The sequence below is a fragment of the Spirosoma arcticum genome (genome assembly GCF_054779955.1).
On record NZ_BAAGXG010000001.1, the window covers coordinates 920,853 to 941,928 of the forward strand.

Annotated in this window: 12 protein-coding genes; 6 read left to right on the plus strand and 6 right to left on the minus strand. The window is 56.7% G+C overall.

Translation table 11 applies throughout. The annotated features are described in order from the left end of the window. The first annotated feature begins 7 nt into the window (after positions 1 to 7). Positions 8 to 1,354, plus strand: coding sequence for a phospholipase D-like domain-containing protein (locus ACYVHB_RS04115; RefSeq protein ID WP_461049850.1), 1,347 nt, complete (start codon positions 8 to 10; stop codon positions 1,352 to 1,354). Here ACYVHB_RS04115 and ACYVHB_RS04120 read toward each other — a convergent pair. Next, the gene (locus ACYVHB_RS04120; protein ID WP_461049852.1) at positions 1,351 to 3,525 is read right to left on the minus strand and encodes a VWA domain-containing protein; all 2,175 of its coding nucleotides are present in this window, start codon (positions 3,523 to 3,525) and stop codon (positions 1,351 to 1,353) included. The two genes, ACYVHB_RS04115 and ACYVHB_RS04120, sit on opposite strands and share 4 nt — an antisense overlap. A gap of 94 nt (positions 3,526 to 3,619) precedes the next feature. Then, on the minus strand, positions 3,620 to 4,366 hold the full coding sequence (gene fabG, locus ACYVHB_RS04125) for a 3-oxoacyl-[acyl-carrier-protein] reductase (protein ID WP_461049854.1): 747 nt from the start codon (positions 4,364 to 4,366) through the stop codon (positions 3,620 to 3,622). Between the two features lie 491 nt (positions 4,367 to 4,857). Here fabG and ACYVHB_RS04130 point away from each other — a divergent pair, with 491 nt between their 5' ends. The 3 genes from ACYVHB_RS04130 (at position 4,858) to ACYVHB_RS04140 (ending at position 10,151) form a co-directional block, all read left to right on the plus strand. After that, the gene (locus ACYVHB_RS04130) at positions 4,858 to 5,610 is read left to right on the plus strand and encodes a phosphatidylinositol-specific phospholipase C/glycerophosphodiester phosphodiesterase family protein (RefSeq protein ID WP_461049856.1); all 753 of its coding nucleotides are present in this window, start codon (positions 4,858 to 4,860) and stop codon (positions 5,608 to 5,610) included. Positions 5,611 to 5,710: 100 nt separating this feature from the next. Further along, a complete protein-coding gene (locus ACYVHB_RS04135) occupies positions 5,711 to 8,260 on the plus strand; it encodes an FdhF/YdeP family oxidoreductase (protein WP_461049858.1) in 2,550 nt (849 codons plus the stop codon). A gap of 133 nt (positions 8,261 to 8,393) precedes the next feature. Next, a complete protein-coding gene (locus tag ACYVHB_RS04140; RefSeq protein ID WP_461049860.1) occupies positions 8,394 to 10,151 on the plus strand; it encodes a GMC oxidoreductase in 1,758 nt (585 codons plus the stop codon). 122 nt (positions 10,152 to 10,273) lie between these two features. On the opposite strand, the gene ACYVHB_RS04145 is transcribed toward ACYVHB_RS04140, so the two are convergent. Both ACYVHB_RS04145 and ACYVHB_RS04150 read right to left on the minus strand, forming a co-directional pair. Next, positions 10,274 to 12,802, minus strand: a complete 2,529-nt coding sequence (locus ACYVHB_RS04145) for an ATP-dependent Clp protease ATP-binding subunit (RefSeq protein WP_461049861.1) — start codon at positions 12,800 to 12,802, stop codon at positions 10,274 to 10,276. Positions 12,803 to 12,894: 92 nt separating this feature from the next. Further along, positions 12,895 to 13,611, minus strand: coding sequence for a WbqC family protein (locus tag ACYVHB_RS04150; protein WP_461049863.1), 717 nt, complete (start codon positions 13,609 to 13,611; stop codon positions 12,895 to 12,897). Positions 13,612 to 13,742: 131 nt separating this feature from the next. On the opposite strand from ACYVHB_RS04150, the gene ACYVHB_RS04155 reads away from it, so the two are divergent. Next, entirely contained in the window at positions 13,743 to 14,615 is an 873-nt protein-coding gene (locus ACYVHB_RS04155; RefSeq protein ID WP_461049865.1) for a lysophospholipid acyltransferase family protein, read from the plus strand. 179 nt (positions 14,616 to 14,794) lie between these two features. Here ACYVHB_RS04155 and ACYVHB_RS04160 read toward each other — a convergent pair whose 3' ends face one another. Beyond that, positions 14,795 to 17,917: a putative Ig domain-containing protein gene (locus ACYVHB_RS04160; RefSeq protein WP_461049867.1), complete on the minus strand. Its 3,123-nt coding sequence runs from the start codon at positions 17,915 to 17,917 to the stop codon at positions 14,795 to 14,797. Positions 17,918 to 18,215: 298 nt separating this feature from the next. Continuing rightward, positions 18,216 to 18,821, minus strand: coding sequence for a cysteine hydrolase family protein (locus tag ACYVHB_RS04165; RefSeq protein WP_461049869.1), 606 nt, complete (start codon positions 18,819 to 18,821; stop codon positions 18,216 to 18,218). Between the two features lie 105 nt (positions 18,822 to 18,926). Here ACYVHB_RS04165 and ACYVHB_RS04170 point away from each other — a divergent pair, with 105 nt between their 5' ends. Further along, a complete protein-coding gene (locus ACYVHB_RS04170) occupies positions 18,927 to 21,047 on the plus strand; it encodes a TonB-dependent receptor (RefSeq protein WP_461049871.1) in 2,121 nt (706 codons plus the stop codon). Positions 21,048 to 21,076: the final 29 nt, after the last annotated feature.

Sequence of the window (21,076 nt, forward strand, 5' to 3'; positions counted from 1 at the left end):
CAACTCTATGCAAAGTACCGCCCACTTCGACCATATCCACGAAAACATCATCGCCGAGTTGCAGAAAGCCCAGCAAAGTGTGTATATAGCGGTGGCGTGGTTTACGGACCGGGAAATCTTTCAAAAACTTTGCAACTTAGCCAGTCGGGGTGTATTAGTTAACCTGCTCATTTCAAGTGGTAAGACAAATTTCCGTGATAACGGACTGGATTTTGATGAACTGAAACGGTTTGGAGGTAATGTTGACATCGTCGGTGGTGAGAAGAAAAACTTCATGCACAACAAGTTCTGCGTTATCGACGGGCAAACAGTCATCACCGGCTCGTTCAACTGGAGCTACAAAGCGCGGCAGAATCACGAAAACACCACGATCCCGACCGAGGCCGGGCGACTCGCCGGGCAGTTCACGACCGAGTTCCGGCAGTTGCGCGACCGCTACGCCCCTGCTCCCGATAAAGCTCCGCTCGATCTGGGCAAGGTGCTCAAACGGCTCGACCTCATCAAAACGCTCATCGCCTTAGACGAGCCCGACGAACTCGCCCCGCACCTCGACAAGCTATCGCAGCAACACCTCACCGACGAGTTAGAACAGATTGTTAGCCTGCTGCATCGCGGGCAATACGCCGAAGCCGTCGGTCAGATTGACCAGTTTGGGAAGCAGCATACCACGCTCGTGGCCTACGTCGATGTTGAACTGAGCGCGTTAAAAATCGAGATTCGCATTCTGGAATTGCAGGTGCAGGCGCTGGAAGCCGAAAAAGCCGACATCGAAAAGACGCTCCACGAGTTCAGCGTACAGCATTCGCTCCGGCTCGGCGACCTGATTCTGAAACTGCTCGAACTCCGCCGGGCGCAGGCCATTACCGACGCTGAACGCACTGAAGCCAACGCGGATTACGATCAATACAACCGGCAATACACCGAAACCCGCCAGCAACTCCGCTTTGCACTATCGGACGATGAGCAGCGCGACCTCAAACGTAACTTCCGTAAAGCTGCCCAACTCTGCCACCCCGACGTCGTAGCCGAAGCGCTCAAAAGCCAGGCCGAAAGTCTGTTCGCCGAACTCAAAATGGCCAACGACCGCAACGACCTGAAACGCGTGTCGGAGATTCACCAAACGCTCGAACAGGGTGACACCTTCGTGCCCCGCTCGGAATCCATCACCGGGAAAGCACTGCTTAAAAACGAGCGAAACCGGTTGCAATTCCTCGCGGCTCAACTCCGAACCGACGTGCAAACGCTCCACCAATCGGAGACGTATCAAACGATCAGTCAGTTAACGAACTGGGAGATTTACTTTGCCCAGAAACGGCAGCAACTCGCTGAGCAGATGGACGCGCTGGCGGTTTAGTACCCACCGTAGAACTTGCGCAGCCCCCACTCCACGGTGGCCAGCGTCAGGACGACGAAGAACAGCCACCGCCAGTTGATGATCTCGTTCATCTCTTCAGTGCTCGTCAGGCGGGCGGGGCGCGGGCTGGCGGTTAGGTTGCGCACGAGGTCGTCGATGCGGGTGGGTCCGTAGAATTGTCCGCCCGTCTGCTGGGCCAACTGCCGGAGCAAACCGTGGTCGGCGGTGGTGTTGAGGGCTTCGAGTTGCAGATCACGCACGACGAACTGACCCGCCGACTGCTCGGTTTTGCCGTTGACGCTCACACTGGCCCGAAACCGGTACGCCCCCTGCGGCAGGCGGCTGATCTCGAACCGGCTGTTGGCGGCCGTGGGTGTGTAATTGTACGACCGAGTGACACTTTTCTCATCAACGATTTCGAGCCGGACGGGTTTGTCGTACAGCCGCTCGTAGATGTCGTTGTAAAGTTCAGTCTCGAATATGACCTTCTCGCCCGCGACAAACTCGTTGCGGATAGGGTACACGCGGAGTTTGCGCCGGTCTTCCTTCACCGAAATGAGTTGAATCACTTTCTGCACCAACTCATCCACCACCTCCTGCTTGTCGGTCAGGGCGTATTCTTCGAGCCGCCACGCCCACAGGCCTTCGCCCGCCAGCACGGCCGATTTGCGTGCCCGGTCCGATGTCCCCCCCGCCACGTTAATGGCCAGCAACGGCTTGGTGGTGCGCACACTGCCAACCTGCTGCCACAGCACTACCTCGCTGCCAGCCTGTAGCTTGAAATCGCCGTAGGGAACGGCCATCGGTGGCAATTTGCTCAACAGATCGAGCCGGGCCGGGTCGAGGTTGAGTTGCTTGAATTCCGGATTAAAAAACCCCGTTACCCTGTCGCTTTGGTTCGATTGAGCGCTTACCTGCATCACCGGATTCAACGTGTTGAACGAACCCAGTGCCGACTGCCCACCCAGCACGAACAACACCGGCGTATTTGTGGCTAAAAACCGCCGAACCAAGTCGTTACCATACCCGGCATTGTCGGGAATCTGGTGCAAAATCAGGAGATCATACGTCTTATCGGCGGGTGGATTTGGGTCTGTCGTGCCCGTCAGGATGCGGACATCGACTTCGTAATTCTGGTTCTTCTCCAGCAGGTTACGAATGGCTTTCACGTCCGGGTGGGGCGTCAGAGCCAGCAGCAGCACTTTTTCTTTGCCGTCGATCACGTCTAAATAAACGTCCTGCCGGTTGTTACGGGTGCTAAATTCCCCCGGCTGCGGCAATACCTCTACCACATAATGCTGAACACCTTTTTGGGTAGCCGTCGTCTGGAACGTCAGTTGATTAAAGGAGTCATTACCTTTGAAACTAATCGACTGCCGACCCAGCTCGCGTCCATTCTGGCGCAGGACTACCGTCGCGCTTCGTCCCGAAAACCCGTTGCTAACCACTTCGGCCTGCACCGGAAACTGGTTGCCGAGGTACGCAATCCGGTTGGCAACCACGCCCTTCAGTTGAACATCGCGTTTGGGAATCGTGTCGCCCAGCCCCACCGTCTGCACCGCGAAGGGATACTGCCCGAAAGTGGGCGATACGCCCTGATTAAAAATACCGTCCGACACCAGCACCACGTCCGTCAGATTACGACCCTCGTAGTCCGAACGAATGCCCGACAGCAACCCCGACAGATCGGTCGTGCGCCAGGTAAACGGAATTTGGGTAAGATCGGCCCCGCCGTCGTTGGCCACCGTATCGCCAAAGGTGCGGACCGACACATCAAGGCCTTTGGCCGTCAGTTGCTGCCGAATGGCCTGCAAACCCGCTAATGCCCGGTTGAGCGCGGGCCGCCCCGCTGCCGCCACCGACTCCGAATTGTCGACGGCCAGCACGACTTTTGGTTTTTCGGTCAGCGTTCGCAGGCTGCGGATGAGGGGGTTGAGCAGGAGAAAACACAACAGGCTCACCACCACAAACCGCAGGGCGGACAGCCCGTAGGTTGTCCGTTTGTCGAAGCCACCCACCGCCCCACCGCTGCCCGCAACCCGTGACCCGGTCGGAACCGACCCGGCCAAAGGTGGCAGCGGCTGGTACATGGCAACGGCATAAACCGCCCCAACCAGCAGACACACTAAAATCCACCACGGGGAGGATTGAAAAATAACGTCAGAACGCATGAAAAGAAAGTCAGTAAGTCGTTGAGTCGGTCAGTCTCTCAGTAGCTGGCGCATAATGCTCACCAACTCATTAACTGATTGACTAACCGACTATTTAGGTTAACATTCCCCCGTCCACCTGCAGCACTTGCCCGGTGATGTAGCGAGACAGGTCAGAGGCTAAGAAAACGGCGCAGTCGGCCACTTCTTCGGGTTGGCCACCGCGTTTCAGTGGGATTTGCTGCTTCCATTCTTCCACGGCTTTCTCGTTGATTTCGCCGGTCATCTCAGTCTCGATGAAGCCGGGTGCAATGGCGTTGGAGCGAATATTGCGCGACCCCAGTTCCAGCGCGACCGATTTGGTGAAGCCGATGATTCCTGCCTTGGAGGCCGCGTAGTTGGCCTGCCCGGCGTTGCCCCGGATACCCACCACCGACGTCAGGTTGATGATGGAACCAACTTTAGCCTTCATCATCGGTTTAATGGCCGCTTTGGTCAGGTTAAAGACCGACTTTAAGTTAACGGCAATTACGCTGTCCCATTGCTCTTCGGTCATCCGCATCAGCAGCCCATCTTTGGTGATGCCCGCATTGTTGACCAGGACATCGAGTTTACCGAAATCAGCAATAACCTGACTAACAAGTTCTTCGGCAGCTTTGTGATCCGACGCGTCCGAACGGTAGCCGTTCACCTGCCCGCCAAACGCCCGAAGTTCTTCCTCGAGCGCCTGTCCTTTTTCAACGCTCGACAGATACGTGAACGCGACGGACGCGCCTTCCTGGGCAAACTTATGCGCCATGGCCCGGCCAATTCCGCGCGACGCGCCGGTAATCAATACGACTTTCCCTTTGAGTAAATCCATTCTTGAAAATTAATGGATAATGTGTCTCCGTATGGGTCATCATCCATTCTACATTATCCACTGACCATTATTCATTCTCTACGAAGTTTGGCAAAAATAGCGGTTTAGGGGCAAACGGCAAGGTCAGTTGAGCCGCGTTAGTACGGATCGGACTTGGTGCTACTCTGGCTACTTGTGAGCTTATCGCTCAAAATAACATACGCAACACTCGGCCAGGTGTAGGGCGTCAGCCGGTCGATGTCCAGCAATCAACCCGTTCCCCTTCTGTGTCGCACTCCGGCAATGGTAGTCAGGAGCAAACTTACCAGCGTACATAGTCGTTTAATCATTCTGGTTGGTGGTTGCGTTGTACGCCGAAGAGTAAATCATTTCAGTCATGCGTCGAACAGCGTTTCGGTTCAAAAAATGTTAAAACTCCCACGCTGTACCCGTCGACAATCGGGCGCAGTTGCTTAACTTTCCATCCGATCACTCCAATTGATTTTCCACCTATGATCCGCTACAGTCTCCTCGTCCTCGGCTGGTTGGTCTCAGCCAACCTGTCGGCCCAGAAAATTCACGCCCACAACGACTACGCCCAGCCCCGCCCCTTTGCCAATGCCTATGAACAGCGGACCGACTTCATCGAAGCGGATGTTTGGTTGCAGGACGGCGTATTGGTGGTATCGCACAACAAACCGCAGGCGGGGGCGCCCACGCTCGATTCGCTGTACCTCAAACCGATTGTCAACTTATTCAGTCAGTACACCGACAAAGTGAGTCCGGCGCGGGACTATACGTTTAGCTTAGTAATTGACGTAAAAGACAGTCCCGCCGAAGTACTGCCTAAGCTGATTACGTCCTTGCAGGAGCGGTTGACGGCGTTCAACCGGTCGGCAAACCCAAAGGCGGTGCAAATCATCATCAGTGGCAACCGGCCAAAAATCGACACCTACCTCGATTATCCCCTCCTGCTTCAGTTCGACGGGCGGCCGAGTGAGGTCTACGACGACGAAACGCTCAAACGGGTAGCGCTCATCAGCGATAATTTCCGCTCCTATTCGCGCTGGGATGGCACCGGCGACCTACCCGACCTTGACCGGGAGAAACTGAAACGTGTCATCAAACGCGCCCACGGCGATAATAAACCCATCCGATTCTGGTCCATTCCCGACACACCCAACGCCTGGAAGCAACTGAAAAAGATCGGCGTCGACATTATTAATACCGACAAAGTGACGGAAGCAACGGCATTCCTACGCTAAGTTGGGTTGTCGGGGGTAAATTCGACGACGGTGTTAAATTCAGCCAATTAGTGGCGGTTTATTCGTATCCTAACCTGGTCATTCAGCATTCTCAACGTTTATGGAGAAGACACCCAATCAAAATAATCAGCAGCCGGTTGACCCGGCCGGACAATTGGCCGCTACCAATCGGCCCCAAAGTGGTGACCGCCCCAGCGAGGGTACGCTGCCAGCCGCCGATCATTACGATCCGCAGGGCAAGCCCGACTCAGATAAGCGCATATTCCCAGCCCCTGACAATATCGGTGCGAAAGACCGGAATCCCGTGCTGGCACAACCACCCGAAGCGTTCACGGGGCTTACGCTGGGTAAGCCCGCTACGGTGGCCGCTGGCGTAACGGCCGTGCTGAAGTCGATGGCGTTTTCATGGGGCGAAGCGGGGGTAGGGCGCGGTACACAGGCACTGCTGAAACTGAATCAGAAAGACGGTTTCGACTGCTCGTCCTGCGCCTGGCCCGATCCCGACGGCCACCGTTCCATCGTCGAATTCTGCGAGAACGGCGCCAAAGCAACGGCATCCGATGCCGACTCGGAACGGGCTGACCCCGAATTTTTCGCCAAACACAGCTTAGTCGATCTGTCGCGCATGACCGACCGCGACCTCAACAACGCCGGTCGCCTGACGCACCCGCTGGTGCTGCGCCCCGGTGCCACGCACTACACGCCCATTTCGTGGCCCGACGCGTTTCAATTAGTGGCCGATGAGCTGAACGCGCTGCCGTCGCCCAACGAAGCGCTCTTTTATACGTCGGGTAAGGTACCTAACGAACCGGCCTTTCTGTATCAGTTGTTCGTGCGGCAGTTTGGCACCAACAACCTGCCCGACTGCTCGAACATGTGCCACGAGAGTTCGGGGTCGGCCCTCAGCCCAACGCTGGGTTTGGGCAAAGGCTCGGTGACGCTCAACGACATCCACGAAGCGGAAGTGATCCTCATCATGGGGCAGAACCCCGGCACCAACCACCCCCGGATGCTGACCGCTTTGCAAATAGCTAAGCGCAACGGAGCCAAGATCATCGCCGTCAATCCGTTGCGCGAAGTGGGACTGAGCCACTTCAAAAACCCGCAGGATTTCCTGAATCCCTTCCGGGCCGTGGGGACGCTGTTGGGCGGAGGCACGCCCATTACCGACCTATTTTTGCAGGTAAAGGTCAACGGCGACATGGCTGTGCTGCGGGGTATTATGAAGCACCTGCTGGCAGCCGACGAAGTTAATCCTGGCAAGGTCGTTGACCACGCATTCATCAAGGAATACACTGCCGGTTACGACGCGTTTCTGGAAAATATCCGCAACACCGACTGGGCCGCCATTGAGCAGATGAGTGGTCTGACCCGTGAGCAACTCCGGGAAGCCGCCGACCTGATTGCGCCGAAGCAGAAAATCATAACGTGCTGGGCCATGGGCCTGACGCAGCAGAAAAACGGCGTCATGAGCATTCAGGAGATCGTGAACCTGCACCTGCTCAAAGGAGCCATCGGCAAGCCCGGCGCGGGTACCTGCCCGGTGCGCGGCCACTCCAACGTTCAGGGCGACCGCACGATGGGTATCTGGGAACGCCCCCACAACGAGTTTCTGGACGCCCTCCAGAACGAGTTTGGCTTCGCCCCGCCCCGCGAACACGGTTTCGACACGGTGGAGGCTATCAAGGCCATGTACGAAGGGAAAACAAAGGTGTTCTTCAGCTTGGGCGGCAATTTCCTGTCAGCCGCGCCCGATACCGAATTCGTGGCCGAAGGGCTGCGCAAACAAAGCCTGACGGCGTTTGTGAGCACCAAACTCAACCGGGGCCACTTAGTCACCGGTCGCACCTCGCTGATTCTGCCATGCCTGACTCACGTGGACATTGACAGGCAAAAGTCCGGTCCGCAGTTTACATCCTGCGAAAACTCGATGGGCGTCGTCAGCCTGAACAAAGGCGTATTGCGGCCGTTAGAAGGCGAAATGCTGAGCGAAGTGGCTATTATTTCAGGCATTGCACTGACAACCCTCGGCCAGCGCTCAACGGTCGACTGGGTGGGCTTTACCGAAAACTACGACCGCATCCGCGATGCCATCAGCCGGGTAATTCCGGGCTTTGAGCAGTTTAACGAGAAAATTCGCAAACCCGGCGGTTTCTACCTGCCCAACGGCCCCCGCGAACGCAATTTCACGACCGAAAACGGCCGGGCTAACTTCTCGGTAACCGATATGGTGATGCACGACATCGCCCCTGACCAGTTAGTGCTGATGACCATCCGCAGCCACGATCAGTTCAACACCACTATTTACGACTATAACGACCGCTACCGGGGGGTGTACAACGAACGGCGCGTTATTTTCATGAACCCGCAGGACATGACCGACCGGAACATTACGGACCGGCAGTTGGTCGACATCACCAGCCACTTTGAAGGCCAGCAACGCCGACTGGAGAAGTTCATTGCCATCCCGTACGACATTCCGAAGGGAAACACGGCGGCTTATTACCCCGAAGCCAACCCGCTCGTGCCGGTAGCCAGCGTCGCTTACGTCAGCAATACGCCAACCTCGAAGTTTGTGGTCATCACCGTGGAGCCGGTGTTGGCGGAGAACAGTCGGGAACCCGCTTTTGCAACGGTTGCTGCTGCCTGACCCTGACCTGGTTATGATCGACGGTTTTTACCACCCGAAAAATAAAGGCTCGTCTGTCGTCTATCAGTAAACCTTGTCAATACCCACCTTATAGATTCCTAACCTTCATCTCCTCCCCTAACCCGTTTATCGGATGGATATCCCACAACTCAGGAAGGCCCCACTCGTGTACGACGTTGCCATTGTTGGCTCCGGTGCGGGGGGCGGTATGGCGGCTTACATGCTCGCCAAAGCAGGTGCCAAAGTCGTGCTGCTCGAAGCGGGTGGTTACTACGACCCGGCCGATCCTAAATACATCACGCAACTAAAATGGCCCTATGAGTCGCCCCGGCGGGGTGCTGCCACGGCTGCTCGTTCGGGTGGTGACTTTGACGCGGCCTGGGGTGGCTGGGACATTGACGGCGAACCGTATTCGGCCAAAGACGGGACCGAATTCCACTGGTTCCGGTCCCGAATGCTGGGCGGTCGCACCAACCACTGGGGGCGCATTTCGCTCCGGTTCGGCCCCGATGATTTTCGGCGCGGTTCGATCACCGGCGTCGGCGACGACTGGCCCATCGGCTACGACGAGATGAAGCCGTATTACGACAAAACCGACAAGCTCATTGGGATATTTGGCACCAACCTGCCCGATTTCCCCAACGAACCAGACGGTTATTTCCTGCCCCCACCCAAACCCCGGCTGCACGAACTGATGCTCCGAAAGGCGGGCAAAAGCATCGGCGTACCGGTCGTACCCTCGCGGTTGAGCATTCTGACCAAGCCCATCAACAAAGAACGAGGTTCCTGTTTCTACTGCCATCAGTGCGGGCGGGGTTGCTTAGCCTACGCCGACTTCTCCGCGTCGTCGGTGCTGTGTATTCCGGCCATCAAAACCGGCAACGTAACGCTCATCAACGGGGCGATGGCCCGCGAAGTCCTGACAGACGCGCAAACCGGCTTAGCCACGGGCGTGAGTTATGTGGACACCCGCACCATGCAGGAAATCACCGTGCGGGCCAAAGCCGTCATGCTGGGGGCGAGTACGTGCGAGTCGGCCCGGATTTTATTGAACTCCAAGTCAGCCCGTTTCCCCAACGGATTAGCCAACAGCAGTGGCGTGGTGGGCAAGTACCTCAACGATTCGACGGGTGCCAGCCGGTCCGGTTTTATACCAGCCCTGATGGACCGCAAACGCTACAACGAAGACGGTGTCGGCGGGATGCACGTGTTCACACCCTGGTGGCTCGACAACAAGAAGTTGGATTTTCCGCGCGGCTACCACATCGAATACGGGGGGGGCATGGGGATGCCGGGTTACGGCTTTGGTAGTGGTATCGAAGCGATGCACGGTGCTGTCCCCGGCCGCGACGGCAAGATGAAGCCCGGCGGTGGTTATGGCGCGGGCCTGAAGGATGATTACCGGCGCTTCTACGGTGCTTACATCGGCATGTCGGGCCGGGGCGAGCCGGTACCCCTTGAAAGCAACTATTGCGAAATTGACCCGAACGCGGTCGATAAGTACGGTGTTCCAGTGCTGCGTTTTCACTACAAATGGTCGGACTACGAGGTGAAGCAGGCCAAACACATGCAGGATACCTTCGAGGAGATCATTCACGCATTGGGCGGCATTGCCCTCGGCCCCAAACCCGGTCCCAATACCGCCCACGGCTACGGCTTAGCCGCTCCCGGCCGGATCATCCACGAAGTGGGCACGGTCCGCATGGGCAACGACCCGCAGAAATCAGCGCTCAACAAATACCAGCAAGCCCACGACGTGAAAAACCTGTTCGTTGTCGATGCCGCGCCGTTCGTTTCGCAGGGCGACAAAAACGTGACCTGGACCATTCTGGCCGCTTCCATGCGCACGAGTGAGTATTTGATTGAACAGGTGAAGCAAAAGAGTTTGTGATAGATGAACCTGAGCAAAAGTAGCTTAACGAACTCTTAACGGGTCTTACTGCACAAGCCTGATCGCAACAAAAAAGACCGGGCATTTCTGCCCGGTCTTTTTTGTAAAAATTCTATAATCGATTACTCAACAACCGCTTCGGGCTTCTTTACTGAGATCGTCAGTAGTTCGCCTTCGCCACCGAAGTCGGCCTGGATCACGTCGCCTTCTTTGAGTTCGCCCTTCAGAATTTCTTCAGCAACGGGGTCTTCGAGGTAGCGCTGAATGGCTCGGCTCAGCGGGCGGGCACCGTACTGTGGGTCGTAGCCTTTCTCAGCTAAGAAATCTTTCGCCTTCTCCGTAAGTTCGACGTGGTAACCGAGGTTGGTAACGCGGCCGAGCAGTTTGCCCAGCATCAAGTCGATGATCTTGTGGATGTCTTCACGCAGCAGCGAGTTGAACACAATCACATCGTCCAGACGGTTAAGGAACTCCGGCGAGAATGCCTTCCGCAACGCACTCTGAATCGTACTCTTCATCAGCTCATCCTGATTCTCCGACTTCTTGGTCGCAAAACCGATACCAGCACCGAAGTCCTTCAGGTCACGCACCCCAATGTTCGAGGTCATGATGATGATTGTGTTGCGGAAGTCCACCCGGCGACCTAAACCGTCGGTCAGGATACCGTCATCGAGCACCTGAAGCAGGATATTAAACACGTCCGGGTGCGCTTTTTCAATCTCGTCAAGCAACACGACGCTGTACGGTTTCCGGCGAATCTTCTCGGTCAGTTGACCACCTTCTTCGTAACCGACGTAGCCCGGAGGGGCACCAACCAACCGGCTGACGCTAAACTTTTCCATGTACTCCGACATGTCAATCCGCACTAAGGCGTCGTCTTTGTCGAAGAGATACGTGGCCAGCACTTTGGCTAATTCGGTTTTACCCACGCCCGTCGGGCCGAGGAAGATAAACGAACCAATGGGTTTCTTGGGATCTTTCAGGCCGACGCGCGTACGCTGAATGGCTTTCACCAATTTCTCAATGGCTGAGGCCTGTCCAATTACTTTACCTTTCAGTTCCCCGCCCATATTGACGAGTTTCTTGCCTTCGTCGTTCGAGACGCTCGTGACCGGAATGCCCGTCATCATCGCGACTACTTCGGCTACGCTTTCTTCGTTGACCGTGTAGCGACGCTTCTTGGTGTCCTCCTCCCACGCCTGCTTGGCGCGGTCGAGCTGGTCGATCAGGCGCTTTTCCTTGTCGCGGAGTTGAGCGGCTTCTTCGTATTTCTGGCTCTTAACAACCTGATTCTTCTCTTTCTTAATATTCTCAATCTGCTCTTCAAGCTTGAGAATATCGTCGGGCACCGTGATGTTCAGGATGTGAACCCGGGCACCTACTTCGTCCATCACGTCGATGGCTTTGTCGGGCAGGAACCGGTCCGAGATGTAGCGCTCCGACAGCTTCACGGCGGCTTCAATGGCCTCTTTCGTGTAGTTGACGTGGTGGTGATCTTCGTACTTATCCTTGATGTTATTCAGGATTTCAATGGTTTCGTCAATGGACGTAGCATCGACCATGACCATCTGGAAACGACGGGCCAAAGCACCGTCTTTCTCAATGTACTGGCGGTACTCATCTAATGTCGTGGCGCCGATGCATTGAATGTCGCCCCGCGCCAAAGCCGGTTTGAACATATTAGACGCATCGAGGGAACCTGATGCACCACCCGCCCCAACGATCGTGTGTAACTCGTCGATGAACAGAATCACCTCGGGCGACTTCTCCAACTCGTTCATCACGGCCTTCATCCGCTCCTCGAACTGACCCCGGTATTTTGTACCAGCTACCAGCGAGGCTAAATCCAGGGTGACGACGCGCTTGCCAAACAGCACCCGCGATACTTTCTTCTGCACAATGCGCAGGGCCAGACCTTCGGCGATGGCCGTTTTACCAACGCCCGGCTCACCGATCAGGATTGGGTTGTTTTTCTTCCGGCGGCTCAGAATTTGGGCCACGCGTTCAATTTCCTTCTCCCGACCAACAATCGGATCGAGCTTGCCGATCTCGGCGAACTTAGTCAGGTCCCGGCCGAAGTTGTCGAGCACCGGCGTCCGCGACTTCTCGGACCCTTTGGGATCTTTGCCGGTACCAGCGCTGCCGCTGCCGCCAAACATGCCCCGGTCGTTGTCGTCATCGTCGGTCTCGCTCGCCATCGTCGGGCGACTTCCCGTTGATTGATATTCCAGCATTTCCTTAATGACTTCGTAGTTAACGTTGAATTTGTTTAAGATCTGCGTGGCGACGTTATCTTCATCGCGCAGAATCGACAGCAACAAGTGCTCGGTCCCTATGAGCGGACTTTTGAAGATCTTGGCTTCCAGATACGTAATCTTCAGCGTTTTCTCTGACTGACGGGTCAGCGGGATATTCGCCAGGTTTTTTACGTTGTTGGTAGCCGTTCCCTTCGTTGCCTGTTCGATAGTGACCCGGAGTTCGTCAAGCGATATGCCGAGTTTCTTCAGCAGCCCGACCGCCACACCCTCACCCTCGCGGATCATGCCAAGCAGCAGGTGCTCCGTTCCGATGTAGTCGTGGCCTAAGCGTAAGGCTTCTTCCCGGCTCAGCGAGATAACTTCCTTTACGCGATTTGAGAATTTTGCTTCCATTCGCTTTGAGTCTCCTTAGGTAAGCGTAATACTGGTTTAACGCAGCGTTTGCGGGATTTGTTCACTCACGCCAGGGGATTGAGTACACGGTATCAGGTGGTCAGTTGCCGGTTTAAAACGGCTAAATCAACACGCGGAACGGTAGTCAAAAACTGTTTTGCCGCTGGTCCCTGGCAGAATAATAAATCGATGATACTCAGGTTTGGTACAAAATCAAGGCCAAAGTTCTGTCCGTATGGCACCGGTTGATGGAATACATACGCTCCCGATGTGTTTCGCGGATTTACCGTCGAGCGGGCGTCAAATCGGCCGGAAACCAGCTCTTTCTCATACCATTCTGTCAGGCCGACCGGTGTCTTCACCCCCAACGTTTTCAGACAAATTGTCAGCAGTTCCCAATTCAAATCGAACAGAAACGACCAGTTTTTCCGGTACACCGGCTCAAACTCAGGCGCATAGTAGTCGTAAAACGGCGCTTTGGCGTAGGCGGCCCGCAAACAGCGCCAATGGTGCATTTGCCACGACTGCCCGTTGTCAATTCTGAGGCTGCGGATGGGCGGATGGTGCGTTCCCCGCTGCACCGGCACCGTCAACACATCTACCTTGTTTGCCGTCAGCACGTAACACCGATTTCTGTAACTTTGCTTTTGGTACTGTTCGTATGCTTCAATCCATACCCGGTCAAACTGCAATAACCCCGATACATAATCCAAACAGGGTAAATAATGCAGTTCGATCAGTAGTTCGGCCTTTGGTGTCCCGACCAGTTGTGGCCCGGCCAGAACAGGCTTCGGTTGGTACTTTTCCAATAACAACAATGGTATCCGTTCACAAGTAAGGCAAAAAATCAATACCTCCTACCAATTTTAGAAATTTTTAATGTTGGGGTATCAATAGACAGAAAGCGTCGTTTTGCTCTCTGACACGCCCTCCTTACCGCATGCTGTTTTTCCGATTGCTGTCGCGCCTGCCGCTTCGTTTCCTCTACATTATTTCAAATTTCTTGTACTTTTTGTTGCTGTACGTCGTGCGCTATCGGCGACGGGTGGTGCTGGAAAACCTGCGCTCGTCGTTCCCTGAAAAGACAGCGGCCGAAATTCAGGCCGTTGCGAGGGGGTTTTACCGCAACCTCACTGACTTGATTGTCGAAACAATCAAGATGCCCGCCCTATCGCCCGATGAGCTGCGGCAGCGTGTCCGGTTCACCAACGCCGAACTGGTGCAAACCCGGCTGCGGGCCGGGCAAACGGTAATCGGCATGGCGTCGCACCAAGGCAACTGGGAGTGGATACCGTCAGCGTCGGTGCTCAACGATATGCCGGTCGACAGCGTTTATAAACCGCTGAACAATGCGTTTTTTGAGGAAATCATGCGCACCGTCCGGTCGAGCTTCGGAGCGGTGCCTACGCCCATGACCAGCCTGCCCCGCCAGTTGGTGGTTCGCAAAGACGTGCCGCGCATCATCGCGCTCGTGTCCGACCAGATGCCCGGCGCGCCGGAACACGCCTACTGGACCAACTTCCTGCACCGCGACACGCCATTTTATCCCGGCACCGAGCGGCTGGCCCGCAGCCGGAAATTCGCCGTGTTTTACTTGCAGTTGGTGCGGTTGCGCCGAGGTTATTACGAAGCTACGTTTACGCTGATTGCCGAGCCGCCCTACGAGGCCGTGCCGCCCGGCCTGATTCTGGAACGGTATCGCGATTTGCTGGAAGAAACCATCCGACGCTACCCCGCCGACTGGCTTTGGTCGCACAAGCGATGGAAACACCAGCGGGAGAAATACAGCAAGATCGTGACGAAATTAGAGTAAGATATCCTGATGGTGTATCCTGGACGGCCACGCCCGGGCGTGAAATCTGAGTACTGAACTTATAGAAAAGAACCGTACGCCCGGACGTGGCCGTCCAGGATACACCACCAGGATACACAAAACAGCAAAAGCCCCGAATGTCGGGGCTTTTGCTGTTTATTAGGAAAGAATGCAATCGGTTACTGACGGACGATTTTCACCGTTTTACGTTCACGGTCCGTGCCGACCTGCAGCAGGTAGATCCCCAGCGAACGGCCAATCGAAACGCGCTGGCGCTGGGTGGCTCCGCTCATCTCAACGGTCTGTTCGCTGACCCACTCACCTCGGCCATTGCTGACGCGCAGTTGCAGCGACTTACCTGTAGCCCCCGTCACGTCGATCTCAACCTGCTCGTCGCGGGCCGGGTTGCCCAGCACCGTTACCCGCAGCTCACTCTTCAACTCACGGGCGGCCAACCGTGCACCCGGCGAACAGGGCGCGGGCCGTACCCACTCCAGCGTCACCTCCAAACCTGGCTCACCCACGTAGCGTGCCCGCAGCGTGAATGGCTTCACGTCGCCCGCCGTCCGCAGGTCGTTGTTGAACTGATGCGTGGGATTAGTGGTCCAGTCGGTAATGCCCGGCACGGCGTAATACTCAACCGTTTTGCCCGGTGCTGCATTGGCTATTTGGAATGTAAAAACGCCGGTGGCACAGTCGTAGGCAGGAGAAATCAGCACAAACGTTCCGGCGGGCGGAGTTCCGCCCCCACAGGCGCTGGGCAGGTCGAAAACGAAGGTTACCGACACGCCACTCTGCGTTGCCGTGATGACGATCGGCTTGGGGTCTGCCCGCAGTTCGGCTTCTACAATGCCCGTAACATCCGTTTCAGCATTGCGTCGTACGCCAATGGCCGTAAAGGTAATGGGCGTGCCGTCGCCGTTGATCGTGCGGAAGGTGATGGTTCCGGTCGAGCAGTCGTACAAAGGAGCAATCAGCGCCAGCGGCTGCGTACTGCCGGTTGGCGACACGACGAGGTTGAACAGGGCGCGGGCCGACAAATTGCCGGGGTCCGTCGCGGTGATCACGACCGGGAACGTACCCGCCTGGGTGGGCGTACCCGAAATCCGGCGATTGGCGGCATCGAAGGTCAGGCCATCGGGCAACCCCACAATCGAATACGTCAGGGCGTCGTTATTGGGGTCGGAGAACGTGCCGGTCGGAAACTGGAAATCAAAAAACTGACCCTGACGGGCAAACTGCGTCGGAATGGGCGTGTTGAGCACGGGCGGCTGGTTGCCGTTGCTGCCCTGGCAATAAGCCCGGAAATTGAACGTGTAGGTCACCTCCCGTCCGCTCTGACGCGCCACTAAGTAGACGGTCGTCGAGTTGGGATCAGCCCGCACGGCCGCGTCGATAAATTGCACCGGGTTGGCACTCCAGTCGGTGATGCCAATGCCCCGGTACTCGATCAGTGTACCATCGCCCCCGGTGGTCTGGAAGGTAATCTGACCCGTGGCGCAGTTGTATTCGGGCTGCACTAAGGCCAGCGGCTGACCAACGGCGGCAATGGCCCGGTCGGCCTGGAGAAAGCCGTAGCCCGTCAAGAAGTCGAATCCCGTGTCGAAACCCGGCGTAACGGGATCATCCATGTCCAAGGCGTTTTGCTGCATCAGACTCAGCACACTGCTGGGGGCCAGTCCGTTCCCCGACTTTTGCTGCATCAGGGCACCCACCGCTGCCACGTGCGGGGCGGATGCCGACGTTCCAAAGAAATTAGGGAAGCCGGTACCATCGAAATCGTTGCCGCCAAAAAACGTGTTATCACCACCGTCAGGACCGGTTATGTCGGGTTTCCGGCGGACGATGCCCGTTGCGCCGTTGATGCGCTCACCCGTCGTTGTGAACAGGATGGGCGTGCCGCCGAGCGCTGTGAACCCTTCGGCAACGGCAGTGGTCAGGTTGGCATTGAACACTGGCGTACGGTCATAGCGGGCAGCCGCCACCGACACCACCCGGTCGGAGTTGGGGTGACCAAATACGGTTGAACTGCGGGTATCGTACTCATAACTCGTCGTCAGGCCATTGCCGTAGAATATCCACTTCACCAGATTTGGGTCTGGACCCGCCTTCTTAACCAGCACCAGGTCGATGTCGAGTGGGGTAGCGTTTGAATTGCGGATACCAATAAATTCAAATGGGTCACCCCCAATATTATCGGTCAACGATGAGAGGAACCCCAGGTATTCGCCTTCAAAATACACCAGGAAGTCCATGTTTGTCCGGGCACCATTGCCCCCACTCACGGACGCAAACGGATCGTCCCACTGGAAGCCAATGCGGACCGTGCTGTTAGGTGGCAGCGTAAACCGCTGGTAGATATCCCCCCCGCCGAAGTTATGGGGCGTTCCCACGCCATAACCCGGCAGGACCTGCTCACCGGCACTGTTGAAGGTGCTCTGGTAGGACGAGCGACCATTGTTAGTTGCCGAGGAGAAGTACGTAACGCTGCCATTGGCCGTCACATCATCAACGGCCTGGGCAATGGCGCCGTCCTGAAAAAAGGGTTCGGCGAAGTAAATAATATCGTCCACGATAATATTACAACCCGCTGCCGCTAAGCTGCGAATACCCTGCGCAAACGACGCCTGGCTTCGAAAAGCCGTATGAAAAGCAATGGCGGCTCCCGGCGCTACGTCGTGCACGATCTCGGCCATAGCCCGGCCTTCGTCGCTGCCCGTTGGCAGGTCGTCCAGCACCTGCACATTAGCGGGTAGGTCGTCCGATGTGACACCCGCAGCCGCGCCCCCCAGTGCGTTGTACGTATCCGAAAGGACACCAACTTTAGACCCTGCCCCTGTCAGGCTGCTCACCTGACGGGCAATGTCAGATCGCATGGCCCGGTCGCCCTGCGAAGTCACCCGGCCGACATTGTGAATTGGTTCGTAGACGGGGCGGGCAAATCGAAGCGCACCCACGTTCTGAAGGTCGTTAATTTTGTCGATGGGCAGGTATCCACCCACCATCTGCCGGTAGGCAACGCCATTGCGCAAACCCAGTGCCTGCAATTGCTGAAGTAGCGTAGCACTGTTTTCACCGGCCGTAACAACGGCTTCAATGGCAACCAGACCGTTACTAAACTGGATACGGGTATCCGCTTCCAGTCCCCTGACGGGCGACTGAGCAGGCGCTCCGTTTGTTTGCAGCACCCGAAGCAGATCGGGCACTACTTTGGGCGATTGAGCCAGGCCCACCAAAGGCCCGCATAACAGTAATGATGCCAGCACCGAGCTGGCAAGCCAGGAACGTACTTGTTTAAACATACATGGGTTAGTTAAGGTAAATTTTGTTTACCGGTATTGATATGAAAAATAGCAGCAGTCGACCAGCCGATAAGAAGCAAAGCGTGTGCATCAGCAACGTATCGGTAGCCAACTGATAGCGCCAAAAATGAATCAATATGACATGAATGCAATATGTTCACTAATAAAATTGTGCAAATGTTTTTAACCGGCCCATTTCTATAGAATAAGTCTGCTATTGAATACAAACAGACAGTCACCTTGTTAGAATTACCTTGCTGCTGAGCGATGAATGTAGCATCTCCCAGAAACAGACGGGTCAGCTATCCGCCTTCAACTGCGCTAAATCGAGGTCGGCGGCAGGCGTCGTGTCGGCTTTGAGTACGCGTTTCATGTACGCCAGCGCATCGTGGGTATACGTGGGCAATGCCGCTACCACGCAGTCGGATGGAACGTAAAGTTCATAGTCGCGGACGTACGCGTCGTTGGCGGTGAATAACACGCAGGCATCGGCGCTGATGCCGGTCAGAATTAACGTTTTGACGTTCAGATACACCAGCAGCGTGTCGAGTGTGGTGGCGTAAAAAGCCGAGTTTTTGGGTTTCAGCACCGAGTAATCGTCGGGGTCGGGATGCAGGCGTTCGGCTAAAGGCTGACCCCGTACGCCGTCGTTCAGGCAGTGTGCGAGAACTTCGTTGAAATCGGACCGCCAGCGCCCGAAATTGTCGTTGGCATAAATAACCGGAATTCCTTCGGCTTTGGCCCGTTGTTTAAGGTCGGCAATGCAGTCGGCTGCCCTGAGCGTGGGTTCCAGAAAATCCGGGCCTTCCGGAAATTCCAAATCATTAATCATGTCAATAATTAGCAGGGCAACCGGCGCGGAATCGGGCGCATTACCGTGTAAATCGTCACTTGCGTTGGTCATAGGTGGCGGCTGGATAAAGTGCCATTCCCGGCCAGGCCGGTACACACCCAGCAAACCAGACCGCCTGTATACTTGTTTCGGGTCAAACGGACCTAACTTTGCCCGATGCTACCTGTGTCTGCCCGAATTGCGGTTATTCTTTGCTTTGTCCCGTTGACGGGTGCCCTCGCCCAGTCCACGTCGTCGCCCGCGTCGTCCTCGCTCGACGATACGCTCCAGCTTAATGAAGTTGTCGTGCGGGGCTACGCCACCAACCGGCGGCTGCTCGAAACTCCGGCTTCCATTGGGCTGCTTACGCGCCGGGACCTGAATCAGCGGTTTGGCACGCCCACCCTCGTTCCCGCGCTCAACACGCTGCCGGGTGTGCGGGCCGACGAACGGTCGCCGGGGAGTTACCGGCTGGCCATCCGGGGCAGTGCCATCCGGTCGCCGTTCGGGGTGCGCAACGTAAAGGCCTACTGGAACGAGCTGCCCCTCACCGACGCGGGCGGCAACACGCCCCTCAACGCGCTCGACGTGCGGGCTTTGGGTCGGATCGAAGTTATCAAAGGACCGTCGGGTAGTTTGTACGGGGCCGGAACAGGTGGCACGATTCTGTTCAGCGGGCTGGCCGTTCCGGCAAATCAGACGAACGTTGAAGTCTCCGGGCTGGGCGGCAGCTACGGACTGTATGGCAACGGCGTGTCGGTGCAAACGGGTAAGAATAATTCGGCCATCTCGCTTAGCTACAATCACTTACAATCGGACGGGTACCGCGATCACAGCGCGTTGGTGCGCGATAACGTCAGCCTGATTGGGTCCTTCGCCGTGAGCGACAAGCGGACTATCTCGGTGCTGGGCCTGTATTCCGATCTGCATTACCAGACGCCCGGTGGCCTGACCGACGCGCAGTTCCGGGCCAATCCGAGGGCATCGCGCCCCGCCACCCGAACCCTGCCCGGCAGCGCCGAGCAACAAGCCGGTATATACCAGAAAGTTGGCTACCTCGGTCTCTCGCACGAATATCGCTGGAGCGACCGGATTCAAAATACGACGGTCATCTACGGCTCGACTACCGATTTTGCAAACCCGTTCATCACCAACTACGAAAAACGCGCCGATCAGGGCATCGGTGGCCGGACCGTCACGCAAATCAGATTAACCAACGGCCCGCTGCCGACGACGTTTACGGTTGGGGCGGAACTGCTCCGCACGTTCACCGTCGACCGCAATTTCGGCAACCGGCGCGGCATTGCCGACACTATTCAGACCGACGAAGAACTGACCGCCCGGCAGTCGACGCTGTTTGCCCAGGCCGAAACCGAGTTGCCTGCCCGTTTCCGGCTGACGGCGGGTCTGAGCCGCAACGACGTTCGTTACGACTTCCAGCGGTTCCCGACGCGGGCACTCAACGCGCTGCCCGCCCAGGTCATAGCCCGCAATCTTACGCCGGTCTGGTTACCGCGTGTGGCGCTCCAACGCACTTTTGGTCAGAATGTATCGGGGTTTGTCAGTATCAGTACGGGCTACTCGGCCCCGTCGAGTCAGGAGGTGCGGCCTTCGGCGGGCGGCTTCAACAGCACGCTCAACTCCGAACGCGGCACGAGCTACGAAGCCGGGCTGCGCGGATCAGCGCTGCAAAGCAAGCTGCGATTCGACGTAACGGTGTATGAGTTTGAACTGCGCGAAACCATCGTTCGGCGGTCCGACGCAGCCGGGGCGGAGTTCTTCGTGAACGCGGGCCGCACCGACCAGCGCGGATTGGAAGCGCAACTGTCTTATGATTTCATTGCCCCGTCATCCGGCAATGTGGGCTTTTTCTCACTGCTCCGTTCGTGGAACAGCCTGACCCTGACAGATTACCGGTTCCGCGACTACCAGCAGGGCACCGCCGACCTCTCCAACAACCGCCTGCCGGGCGTAGCGCCAACTACGTTCGTTACGGGGATAGATGCCGAGACTCGACCGGGCTTATACGCTCACGGGACGTACCAGTTTCTGAACCCGTTTCCGCTCAACGACGCCAACACCGTCCAGTCCTCCCCCATCCAGTTGTTGCAGGCAACGCTCGGTTTCCGCCGGACGCTGGGACAGCACTGGACCCTCGACGGCTACCTCAGTGGCGACAATCTGCTGAACCGGACGTACTCGTTAGGTTACGACCTGAACGCCATCGCCAACCGCTATTACAACGCGGCCCCAACCCGGAATTTTGTGGGCGGTGTGCGGGTAAGTATGAAGTGGTAGATTTTCCGCTAACCTCACCAAACATCAAC

Bases quoted from the DNA above. Each gene is read 5' to 3' on its own strand.
- ACYVHB_RS04120 (WP_461049852.1), bottom strand. From the start codon at position 3,525: ATGCGTTCTGACGTTATTTTTCAATCCTCCCCGTGGTGGATTTTAGTG.
- ACYVHB_RS04170 (WP_461049871.1), top strand. From the start codon at position 18,927: ATGCTACCTGTGTCTGCCCGAATTGCGGTTATTCTTTGCTTTGTCCCG.
- ACYVHB_RS04155 (WP_461049865.1), top strand. From the start codon at position 13,743: ATGCTGTTTTTCCGATTGCTGTCGCGCCTGCCGCTTCGTTTCCTCTAC.
- ACYVHB_RS04115 (WP_461049850.1), top strand. From the start codon at position 8: ATGCAAAGTACCGCCCACTTCGACCATATCCACGAAAACATCATCGCC.
- ACYVHB_RS04145 (WP_461049861.1), bottom strand. From the start codon at position 12,802: ATGGAAGCAAAATTCTCAAATCGCGTAAAGGAAGTTATCTCGCTGAGC.
- fabG (WP_461049854.1), bottom strand. From the start codon at position 4,366: ATGGATTTACTCAAAGGGAAAGTCGTATTGATTACCGGCGCGTCGCGC.
- ACYVHB_RS04130 (WP_461049856.1), top strand. From the start codon at position 4,858: ATGATCCGCTACAGTCTCCTCGTCCTCGGCTGGTTGGTCTCAGCCAAC.
- ACYVHB_RS04160 (WP_461049867.1), bottom strand. From the start codon at position 17,917: ATGTTTAAACAAGTACGTTCCTGGCTTGCCAGCTCGGTGCTGGCATCA.
- ACYVHB_RS04140 (WP_461049860.1), top strand. From the start codon at position 8,394: ATGGATATCCCACAACTCAGGAAGGCCCCACTCGTGTACGACGTTGCC.
- ACYVHB_RS04135 (WP_461049858.1), top strand. From the start codon at position 5,711: ATGGAGAAGACACCCAATCAAAATAATCAGCAGCCGGTTGACCCGGCC.
- ACYVHB_RS04165 (WP_461049869.1), bottom strand. From the start codon at position 18,821: ATGACCAACGCAAGTGACGATTTACACGGTAATGCGCCCGATTCCGCG.